At 35.5% G+C, this 10,764-nt stretch carries 13 protein-coding genes; 8 read left to right on the top strand and 5 right to left on the bottom strand.

Annotation, left to right across the window (positions count from 1 at the left end; all coding sequences use genetic code 11):
* Positions 1 to 27: 27 nt before the first annotated feature.
* The 4 genes from ABZC96_RS05250 to ABZC96_RS05235 form a co-directional block, all read right to left on the bottom strand.
* Entirely contained in the window at positions 28 to 450 is a 423-nt protein-coding gene (locus ABZC96_RS05250; protein ID WP_373029590.1) for a hypothetical protein, read from the bottom strand.
* Between the two features lie 219 nt (positions 451 to 669).
* Positions 670 to 1,437, bottom strand: coding sequence for a L,D-transpeptidase family protein (locus ABZC96_RS05245; RefSeq protein WP_373029588.1), 768 nt, complete (start codon positions 1,435 to 1,437; stop codon positions 670 to 672).
* Between the two features lie 12 nt (positions 1,438 to 1,449).
* Positions 1,450 to 2,712 (bottom strand): L,D-transpeptidase family protein, encoded by a 1,263-nt coding sequence (locus ABZC96_RS05240; protein WP_373029587.1) that lies wholly within the window; start codon positions 2,710 to 2,712, stop codon positions 1,450 to 1,452.
* A gap of 81 nt (positions 2,713 to 2,793) precedes the next feature.
* Positions 2,794 to 3,936, bottom strand: coding sequence for an NAD(P)/FAD-dependent oxidoreductase (locus ABZC96_RS05235; protein ID WP_373029585.1), 1,143 nt, complete (start codon positions 3,934 to 3,936; stop codon positions 2,794 to 2,796).
* A 97-nt stretch (positions 3,937 to 4,033) separates the two neighbouring features.
* Here ABZC96_RS05235 and ABZC96_RS05230 point away from each other — a divergent pair, with 97 nt between their 5' ends.
* The 7 genes from ABZC96_RS05230 to ABZC96_RS05200 all read left to right on the top strand — a co-directional run bounded on the left by ABZC96_RS05230 (position 4,034) and on the right by ABZC96_RS05200 (position 8,640).
* A complete protein-coding gene (locus ABZC96_RS05230; RefSeq protein WP_373029583.1) occupies positions 4,034 to 4,396 on the top strand; it encodes a hypothetical protein in 363 nt (120 codons plus the stop codon).
* A 55-nt stretch (positions 4,397 to 4,451) separates the two neighbouring features.
* The gene (locus ABZC96_RS05225; RefSeq protein ID WP_373029582.1) at positions 4,452 to 5,129 is read left to right on the top strand and encodes a C40 family peptidase; all 678 of its coding nucleotides are present in this window, start codon (positions 4,452 to 4,454) and stop codon (positions 5,127 to 5,129) included.
* 225 nt (positions 5,130 to 5,354) lie between these two features.
* Positions 5,355 to 5,981: a response regulator transcription factor gene (locus tag ABZC96_RS05220; protein ID WP_373029581.1), complete on the top strand. Its 627-nt coding sequence runs from the start codon at positions 5,355 to 5,357 to the stop codon at positions 5,979 to 5,981.
* Positions 5,968 to 7,017: a sensor histidine kinase gene (locus ABZC96_RS05215; protein WP_373029580.1), complete on the top strand. Its 1,050-nt coding sequence runs from the start codon at positions 5,968 to 5,970 to the stop codon at positions 7,015 to 7,017. Before ABZC96_RS05220 ends, ABZC96_RS05215 begins: the two co-directional genes overlap by 14 nt.
* A 2-nt stretch (positions 7,018 to 7,019) precedes the next feature.
* Positions 7,020 to 7,562, top strand: a complete 543-nt coding sequence (locus tag ABZC96_RS05210) for a hypothetical protein (RefSeq protein WP_373029578.1) — start codon at positions 7,020 to 7,022, stop codon at positions 7,560 to 7,562.
* A complete protein-coding gene (locus tag ABZC96_RS05205) occupies positions 7,546 to 8,364 on the top strand; it encodes a hypothetical protein (protein WP_373029576.1) in 819 nt (272 codons plus the stop codon). The genes ABZC96_RS05210 and ABZC96_RS05205 overlap by 17 nt, the downstream gene beginning before the upstream one ends.
* 105 nt (positions 8,365 to 8,469) lie before the next feature.
* Positions 8,470 to 8,640, top strand: coding sequence for a hypothetical protein (locus ABZC96_RS05200; RefSeq protein ID WP_373029574.1), 171 nt, complete (start codon positions 8,470 to 8,472; stop codon positions 8,638 to 8,640).
* 24 nt (positions 8,641 to 8,664) lie between these two features.
* Here ABZC96_RS05200 and ruvA read toward each other — a convergent pair whose 3' ends face one another.
* Positions 8,665 to 9,222: a Holliday junction branch migration protein RuvA gene (gene ruvA / locus ABZC96_RS05195; protein ID WP_373029573.1), complete on the bottom strand. Its 558-nt coding sequence runs from the start codon at positions 9,220 to 9,222 to the stop codon at positions 8,665 to 8,667.
* A gap of 136 nt (positions 9,223 to 9,358) precedes the next feature.
* Here ruvA and murJ point away from each other — a divergent pair.
* A partial coding sequence (gene murJ, locus ABZC96_RS05190) for a murein biosynthesis integral membrane protein MurJ (RefSeq protein WP_373029571.1) occupies positions 9,359 to 10,764 on the top strand: 1,406 nt, incomplete at its 3' end.

Below are 10,764 nucleotides of genomic sequence, written 5' to 3'. Positions count from 1 at the left end.
TATAGTCTATACTCTGTAGTGAACTTCTTACTGTGCACCATGCTCCACAGAATCAATCTCCTCAATAAACTGCTCTATATAGAAGGTTATAAGGTTTGCAATATCTTCTGGTGTCTTATTTAGATAGCGATGTTTAATAGGTAATTTTTGTTCCATTATATGTGTCCCATTAGCCGCATATTTCAAGTGCATATAAGGATCTCCAGAAACATCAGGTATACAATATTCAAGCTCAATGTCTGGATTAGCCATTGCATTATTCACTAGTGCTACAACTTTTTCCAGCTTCTCTTTATTTTCTTTTTTTTCCATTTCAATTTTTTCTGGATTATTCACAAGTGCTAGAATTTTTTCCAGTTTCTCTTTAACTTCTTCTATCATTACAGTTTCATCTGGATCATTCAGGAGTACTACAATTTCTTCCAGTTTCTCTTCACATACTTTTTCCATGACTATTTCTCCTAGAATTATATAGCTCATCATTTTCAATGATCAGCATAAAGTATTATTATTATGATAAAGATACTATGCTAGATGCATATCTCAATCACACCTCTAGTTCATACTTTATTGTATCAAAAAAACTTAAATTATTGTATAAATACTTATTATACTAGTGAAATAAAAAGTGTATGTAAAAAATGTAAGAGGTTTTAAATGATTAAACTACTATTCATTTGCTTCATATATCGTATATTGTTTATCTTCTACTTTTATATGGGGCGGCAGTTTTTCTACATCAAAATAGTCGTACCCCTCTTTGAGATTTACCCAAAAATCAAACCACTCACTCTCAGAATATAGAGCCAAATTTACATCTGTCATACGGAATGGAAAAATATGCGCCTGTACATACTTTTGGCTCTTTTGCAAGGCACCTTCTACTAAAGTATAGATCTCTTCAATCTTCCCATCTGTCATGGCATAACATCCATCAGAAACACAGTTACCATGCACCATCAAAAATGAACCTGTACGATTATGCTCACGATCATATTTGTTGGGAAAGCCCAAGTTAAAGGAGAGATGGTATTTGCTGTTTGGATTGAGTTGGTGTTTTTTTACTTTATAAAAACCTTCTGGAGACTGTCTGTCACCCTCTTGTAACTTTGGTCCCAGGTAGCCAGAATAGGCACAGATATAGTAGTCTTTTAAATGCTGGTACTCTGCCCCGGAGCGTATCCATACTTCCAAGAGCGATTCCTCTTTAAAGATACGTATAAAAACGGGGTCCCCCACTTTGCCTGCAAGTAAAGCAAGTCTCTCATCGAGGTTAACATCGATAAGGTTTTCTTTGCTAAATGATTTTTCACTTATTATGTGATCTTCCTTTATAATATGTTGTTCTAAAAGAGGTAACGTATAAAAAAATACCAGTGAGAATAAAAGAAGAAGATGGAGAAGGATATCAGCTAATATAAGCCATGCCCGTGTCATCTTCTCCCTTTGTTAGAAATTAAGTTTCTGTGACTTATCAAAACCATAAATATCACGGAATGATAACAAGTCACCACACTCATCTACATATGTGGTTAAGTATGCCGTATGTACAGGTAACTTCTTACTTAGACCCATATGTTTTGTTTCCAAAGAATCGTACCACTCTTTGACTTCCTCAGGACTCTTAGAGGTATAATTTTTTGAGATGTGTTCCAACATAACTACTGGCTTCTCAAGTCTTACACATCCATGGCTGTAGGTACGTACTTTACGTTTAAAGAGATGTTTTGACTGTGTATCATGCATATAGACAGAGTGTTTGTTAGGGAAGATGAACTTTACACGTCCCAGACCATTCTTTTTAGATGGTACTTCTATAAACTTATACGTCATATCTTTACTGTCTTTCTCTTTAATGAGATATGCTTTCCAATCTACCGAATCCTTATCAATCTCGGGTGTACTAAGGTCATAAGACTTACGTATGACCATATTGTGGCTTGCCAAATAAGTTGGATCTTTTAACATTTGCGGGATCACTTCATTTCTGGCAATACTGTCTGGCACACCCCATTGAGGGTTAAGTGTCACATACTGGAGATTGGCAGAAAATATAGGTGTTTGCTGATGTTTTTGACCCACTACAACTGCCATTGCCACAGCTGTACCATTTTTATCAATCACACGGACAGTATACTCAGGTACATTGACCAAAGCATAATTGTCTCCAAGGCCTGGCTTCATCAATTTCAATCTTTCTAAATTAAGACGAATTTTACGAAGTGTTTTTTTTGAAGTATTTGCATCACCTTCTAAAAGCATATATCTTTTTTTAAGATCAAAAAACTGCGCATACTGAGGGACATAAGGTTTTAATATCTCTTCTATACTCTGCCCCGCTTTGAGCTTCCTCATAATGTCGGATTCTTTAACATCTTGCAGATAGGTTTCATAGTAGGTTGCAATCTTCTTCTCTACCCTTTTCTCTTGAGATGCATTGAAACTTTTCAGATCTATACAACCATTGGCAAGATTCTTAGTATACGCTATAAGTAATTTAGACATGAGTTTGGAATTTTCACTCTCTTTTACTTTCTCATATAATGCCTGTTGATTACAAATAGAAGCATATTTATCTGTTTTAAGTATCTCCAAAAACTCATCTTTCTGGACTGATCTCCAACCTTCAGAATCTGGTGTTTCCACACCACATCCACTCAATACAATAGCAGATACGCCCAAAAGTATCAACCTCATAAATTTTTTCACCATAAATCCCCTCAATTTAAATTCAAAAAAATAATATACAATAATCGTGTCATATTTGTGTCACAATAATACTAATTTGCACTACTATTCTCTTGTAGATACATCTTTAGCACAACTGTAAGCACTTGAAAATGCCCACTGAAAATTGTAACCTCCAAGTCTTCCTGTTACATCCAAAACCTCACCTATAAAATAAAGTCCATCTTCTTTCTTACTCATCATCGTACTGCTATCTACTTCAGATGTCTCCACGCCACCCTTGGTCACTTCCGCTTTAGCGTAACCAAATGTACCTGCAGGTGCAAGGCTGTAGTGACTTAAGGTTTGAAGTATTTCCATCTCCTCTTTTGTAAGCTGATAAAATGGCTTGTCTTCGAGCTGAAATTGTAACAAAAATGCCTTGCTAACACGCTTTGGAATAGGTAGGAGTGAAGATATCTGTTTTTTACTTCCCTGTACACTTTTCCATGAAAAGTTTGGTAAAAAATCAATCTCTATTTTTCCTTTTTCCCAGTAAAGAGATGCATCCAAAATAGCAGGCCCACTCATACCCTTGTGTGCAAAGAGCAAAGCACCTTCACAAACATTATCTCCAACATGTATCTTTACATCTGTAGACACCCCTGAGAGTTCTTTAAAAAAGAACTGGTCTTTTTGTACAGTAAAACCTACCAGTGCAGGTGCAGTTTTCACCACCGTATGTCCAAATGATTCTGCGATCTCGTACCCTATACTGCTTGCGCCAATTTTAGGAAAGCTCAATCCACCTGAAGCAACTACTACCGCTCTTGCCGTATGTGTTTTTTTATTTGTCTTCACATAAAAAGTCTCATCACGTTTCGTTACTTCCAAGACTTTCTCAGATGTACAAAGTGTCTGTTTTTTACTCTCTTTTAAAAAAATATCCAACAACTCTTTAGCAGAATCTTTACAAAAGTACTGTGTTTCTTTCCTAAGTACAGGGTGCAGATTTTGTCTCTCCAACCATCTCAAAAGTGCTTTTTCATTGAATTTTTTTAAGGGCTGCTGTACAAAACTTTCATCACCAAGAAAGTATTCTGTTCCCATACGCGCATTGGTAATGTTACATTTGCCTCCACCAGAGACCAGTATCTTCGCACCTGGCTTGGGGTTTGACTCTATAATAGTAGCTGTGTTTTTAGGAAGTAGAGATGCAAGCATCAGTGCACTTGCCCCTCCTCCTATAATGATGATTTTATGATCCATGGAGCGTATTATATCCTATTCATCCCGTAACTAAATACAGACTACACATAAAGTACACAGGGTACTCACTATAATAGCCATAAAAAAGGTCTTTCTAATGCCAAATTTAAAAAAGATAATTACTTCTGCATTCCTTATAATTGCTTTAAGCTCCTTCTCTTATACCGCGGAGAAATATGATACAAAGGCATTACGAACTGTACAAAAACTGTGCACCTCTTGTCACGGAACTCCATTTTATATGGCTAAACAAATAGACGAAGATGACTGGGAATTCTTTTTTGAGACTCCGGGAAAACTTGAAAAGATACACAAAGATAAACCAGAAGCACTCACAAATCTTAAAAGTTCACTTTTCCAAAACCGTAAAGAGCGTCTCATGAAATTCCTTATGGACAACTCCAAATTTTCCGGTGCAGTCAATGGATGTGATGCAAACTTTTGCGGAACCGTTCACTAGAAAACCTTCATTCATATTTTTTGTGCTATAGTATAAAAAAATATGGATGGGATATATGTTCAAACCGATTTTTACATCTTTATGCTTTTTTTCACTCTCTTCGGCAAGTCTCTTTACCATTACTGACCAACAAGGGAATATTGTTCAAAGTAAAGAGATTCTGCATACAGAAAATGCCTTTCTCAACCAAAAAGCCACAGAGTATTCACTTCAAGCCATCTATGATGAACTTCACCGTGAGGAGTATCTTGCTCGTATGGCGGAAGCTGCACGTCAAAGATCAGATCGCATTGCACAAGCACAGGAAGCCGCAAGAAAAGTAGGAGAAACCTACAAAATTTCAGAAATAGACAAACAAAAACTTTTAGAAGATGCCAAGTACTTCAAAGGAGGTAAATATGTTTGGGGCGGTACAACACCTGAAGGATTTGACTGCTCTGGTTATGTGCAATACCTTTACAAAAAGCACAACATCAACCTCCCTAGAACCGCATGGGAACAATCCAAACAAGGTTACTTTGTTAACATGGAGAACCTGCAAAAAGGCGATCTTCTTTTCTTTCTTACAGATAAAAAAAGAGGTATACCTATCACGCATGTGGGTATCTACCTGGGCAATGGAAACTTCATCCATGCCGCTTCCAAAAAACAGGGTATCATCATCTCACCTCTTACGCATGGCAGCTATGCCGAAACATTTGTTTCTGCCAGACGGGTGACACAAAGAACTTAAGGTTTTTATTTAACACTCTGCTAACACACGGGTAACACAACTCTTGGTAAAATATATACGCAATCATTACAAAAGGACATAAAATAAGTTGTAACGATTGCCATAATGGACCAATTGGGATTGATTCCCTACTTAGATAGTTTCTATAAGAGGTGAGAATATTTCTCACCTCGACACTTCAACTCTTCTTATGGTAAACTATCATCACTAAAGGAATAAAACTAGATGAAACTACTGCTGCTTGAAGATGATCATATACTCTCTGAAACACTACAACTCTTTCTCTCAAAAGAAGGCTACGATGTAGATACTGCACTCAGTATAGAAGAAGCAGAAGAGTTAACCTTTAACAATACCTATGATCTCTACTTGCTCGATATTAATTTACCTGTAGGTAATGGTATCGATCTTCTGAAATCTCTTCGATATGCAGACGATACAACACCTACCATCTTCATCACTGCACTGACAGATATGAACTCTATGGCAGAAGGATTTCAATTAGGGGCTATTGACTACATTAAAAAACCTTTTGATCCTCAAGAGTTGCTTATACGCATCGCAGCAAAATTTTCAACATCTACACTTACGTACAGACATTTAGAGTATGATCCACAATCACAGATCATCAGATTTAATGGAGAGATCGTTGATCTAGGCAATGTACAATTTAAAATTTTTGAGAAACTTTTATGCCAATGTGGTTCGGTGATCACCAAAGAAGAACTCTATGAATGTCTTGATCATATTTCAGATACTGCTTTGCGTGTAGCCATTACTAAAATAAAACAAAAGTTAGACATCAATATCAAAAATATCAGAGGGAAAGGGTATATACTTGAAAAACTATGAAAAAGAGTCTCTCTTTAAAAATTTTCTTGTTTTTTTCTCTCTTTTGGAGATACTTCTTGTATTGCTTTTTGTTGAATTGTATCATACAAAAAAAACGGAGTACAGACATACTCTTTTACAAAGCATGCAGCTGTGCAGCTATTCCTTAGAATGTGAACAATTCTCTTTTGATTTTGCACCACAAAGTGAAAACATACTCAATAGACTTTATGATGGCAATGGAACACATGCTTATTTTACAATTCCTAAATCAAAAAAATATTATATGAAGATCTCTTATGGGGAAGATAAACTTAAAACAGATATAGAAGAGATTACCCATTCACTCTGGTTTCAATTTATTCTGGCTTCCCTACTTCTCTTCGGAGTTGCACTGTTTTTTACATTTTATAGCTTGAATCCTATCAGAAAAGCACTGCGTCTCAACGATGAATTTATAAAAGATATCTTACATGATTTCAATACACCCATTACATCCATGATCCTTAATATTAAAATGTTTAAAGATGAAAAAGGTGACGATCCTTATATTTCAAGACTTTCCAAAAGCATAGACAACATTCTACGCTTGCAAAACAATTTAAAAAGTTTTCTACATAATTCTCCCTCGCAGAGTCAAAATGTAGATATTGCAAAATTGGTGGAGGAGCGTTTAAATAATATACAAAACATCTATCCAAATTTAGCCTATATATATACCAAGGAAAATGATTTAGTAAAAAATACCAACCATGAACTTCTTATGCGTATTTTTGATAATATACTCAGTAATGCTGCAAAATATAATAAAGTAAATGGTGAAGTAAAAGTAACCATTTCCAATGAAACTGTAAGTATCGAAGATACAGGTAAAGGTATAAAAGATATTAATAAAGTCCTGCAACGCTACTATAAAGAACAGGACAGAGGCATTGGCTTAGGACTGCATATTGTCAATAAATTATGTAATGAACTCAATATAGGCATGAGTATTCAAAGTCAGACCAACTATGGTACAAAAATTGTATTGAATTTTCAACACCTGAGAAAGGAGTAACAATGAGAGAATTGATTTTAAAATGCTTACTATCATTGTTATTCATTGTACCGCTTTATGCAGATATGGATGCACGTATTGAAGCTATTCAAAAAGCATCAATAGAAGAACGCTTCATGCTTATGAACCAATTTAAACAAGAAATTTCACATATGAATGAAGATGCTCGTATTGATGCTATAACCAAACTCAAATCTATTACCCAAAGTGAACATAGTGAAAAAGCCATCAAAGAATTAAAACATCGTGTAAGGCAAACATACGTTAGACAGATATGTAAAACCAATAAAAATAAAGAAAGATGTGAGAGAAATGAAATACTCAGGCATCACAAATATGAAGATGAAATAGAAGTAGATATAGAAAATGAAACAGAGAATCAAGCTGAAGAAGGTGTTGAGGATGAAATCGAAGAGAGTATAGAGAATGAAACTGAGGAAAGTATTGAAAATGAAACTGAAGAGAGTATAGAAAATGAAACCGAAGAGCATATTGAAAACGAAACTGAAGACCATATTGAGGATGAACATGATGACGATGACTAAGATACTTTTACTAGGTTTCACACTTACTACCCTAAATTCTGCAGAAACGATCAAAGACCAAGATATGGATGGTGTACCTGATTCCGTAGATCAATGCAAAAATACACCTTTTTTAGATGTAGTAAATCAACAAGGCTGTTCAACACGTACTCTGATCTTTCCGGAAGATAAAAACAATGATGGTTTAGATATCAGTTTTGGATATGGAATAAGTAACAATGAAGATACATTAGACAGAGAGTTACAACATACATCAAAAGTTCAACTTATTTATTATCGTGATCAGTGGAGTTATTCAGTTCGAACAGGATATTTTCAAACTGATTCAGAGAATGGCATGCAGGACACCATTCTCAAAATAAAACGAAAATTCAAACTCAATGATTCTCTAAAACTCGGTCTTGGTTTAGGTATTAAATTGCCTACATATGATTTTACAGGTAACAAAACAGACTATACACTCTATAGTTCTCTAACCTATTATCCCATCTCATCGCTCTCACTCTTTGCTGGAGCAAGCCATACATTCATCAATGATGAAGATAATATAGATCCTCTACAGGACATTAATACTTTTTATGTAGGAAGCGGTTATTTTTTTACTCAAAACTTTTATGTAAATATCGCTTATAGTTATGCTGAAAGTAAATTTACCGCATATCAACCATCAAAATCTGTCATGAGTACACTTTTTTATAAAATTAACAAAAAATGGTTTACTACACTTTCCTACAGTCATGAAATAGAGGATGATACTCTAAATAATTCCCTGAACATCAAATTTGGTTACAGTATTTGGTAAAATTAAATACTGTAATTATTGTTTTGTTCTCTTCTACTATGAGCGCTAAAAGCAGGATACTTAAAGCTTTAAACTTTATAATTAGTTATACATTAAAGGCTAAATATGAAAACAATTGAAGAATTAGAAAAAGAACTAGCAACTGCTAATAAAATAATAAATGAATTAGCGGAGAAAGATGAAGAAAAATGTAAAATTAGAATTATTCATATAGTTGCTTGGACCTTAGGGGGATTCCTAAGTTATCTTGCATTTATTTACCTTCTTTCCAACTAAAAACATCTTGGGGAATAATTTACCTTACAACCTCTGTAATTTTTTTAATCCCTCTTTCACAAGTGTACTCGTATCGCCACTGCATCCATGAAGTGCTTTTTGAATAGCATCTTTTTTAAATCCTAAACTCTCAAGGGCCATCATTGCCTCACTCAATGCTCCACTGTTGGCACTCTCCTCATTTCCATCTACGATGAAGTCTGCCAACTCTACCAAGATACGACTTGCCGCTTTTGGACCTATGCCTGGTACTCTCTTAAGCATACTGACATCTTTAGAAGCTACTACTTTTGCAAAAGTTTCAGGTGTAAAAGTAGAACAAATGGCCAGCCCTACTTTAGGCCCTACTCCATTTATCTTCAAGACCGTATCAAACATTTTCTTTTCATTTGTATCCATAAATCCAAAAAGAAGATGAGCATCCTCACGTATGACCTGTGTCACAAAAAGTTTTACTTTTTTGTCTTCTATAGTATTAGATGTGTGAAGAGACACCATCACTTCATAAATCAGTCCATTTACATTGATATGTACAAAAGTGGGGTCTTTTCTTTCTACTGTACCTTCTATGCCTACTATCATATTTGCCCTTATTCATTTTAGTTGTCACAGTATATCAAGAGTTTTTCACTAGATACATAAATATGTCAAATTGACATGTTTTTATTTCATATCTACATTACGCTAAAATACTTCTAATTTAACACTAAAGAGTATTATGCGACTTAAATCCATCTTCACTAACAGCTTTGGTATCTTATTTTCACGTGTTACCGGTTTGGGGCGTGATGTACTAATGGCTTCTGCCCTAGGAGCTTCGGTCTGGAGTGATATGTTTTTTGTCGCATTCAAACTTCCCAATCTTTTTCGTCGTATCTTTGCCGAAGGTGCGTTTACGCAAGCTTTCATGCCTTCTTTTGTCGCTTCAAAACATAAAGGGGTATTTGCCACCGCTATATTTTTACGATTTCTACTCTTTTTAATGACTTTCTCACTGCTCATAACCTTTTTTCCAGAACCCATCACTAAACTTTTAGCATTGGGATGGGGTGAAGAGCTTATAGCACAAACTGCTCCCTTAACTGCCATCAACTTTTGGTATTTGGATCTTATCTTTATCGTAACATTTTTAGCCACACTGCTCCAATACAAGAACCACTTTGCCACTACAGCTATGTCAACTGCTCTGCTCAATATCTCTATGATCGCAGCACTTTACATCTATATGAAAGAAGATCCAAAAACAGTAGCATATGCACTCAGTTTTTCTGTACTCATAGGTGGATTATTACAGGTAATTGCTCATCTTCTCACACTAAACAAACTAAATCTTCACAAGATCCTTGTAGGGGGATGGAAATACAGAAAAAGTAAAGATGTCAATGAAGAAAAAAAACAGTTTCAATCTCTCTTTTTACCAGGAATACTGGGAAATTCAACACCTCAGATCTCTGCGTTTATAGACACGCTCTTGGCAACATTTCTCATGACAGGCTCTGTCTCTTATCTCTTTTACGCCAACCGTGTCTTTCAGCTTCCACTTGCCATCATTGCTATTGCTACTGCTACGGTTCTTTTTCCTGCTGTTTCAAAAGCACTTAAAAATAAGAATGAAACAGAAGCCTACAAGAATCTAAACCAAGCCTTTTGGTTACTTTCATTTTTGTTAGGTGGGGCTATGGTTGGTGGTATCCTACTTGCAGAACCGATTGTCTGGTTACTCTTTGAGAGAGGAAAATTTACAACAGTACAGACACTGGAAACAGTAAGTGTACTGCAAATGTATATGATTGGATTACTTCCTTTTGGACTGACAAAACTCTTTTCTCTGTTTCTCTATGCATCGCATAGACATCTCAAAGCAGCCAAGATCGCTGTCTATTCTCTCATCACCTCTGTCTCTGCATCACTGATACTCATGCACCCTCTTGGTGCTTCGGGACTTGCATTGGCCGGGAGTATCGGTGGTTGGGTACTTTTTGTCCTTACTGTAAGAGAAGTAGGAACAGATAGATTCATGGAAATTATTAGATCAAAAAGATCTCTTTATTGGATTGTAGGATTGCTGATACTCTCCATCTTATTGTATGAGGTGAATCAGTTACTACTGGATTATATACGTTA

It is taken from the genome of Sulfurovum sp. (genome assembly GCF_041551015.1).
In the GTDB taxonomy this organism is placed as follows: Bacteria; Campylobacterota; Campylobacteria; order Campylobacterales; family Sulfurovaceae; genus Sulfurovum.
Note: the sequence above shows the minus strand (reverse complement) of the source record. Positions and strands in the feature narration are given on the sequence as shown.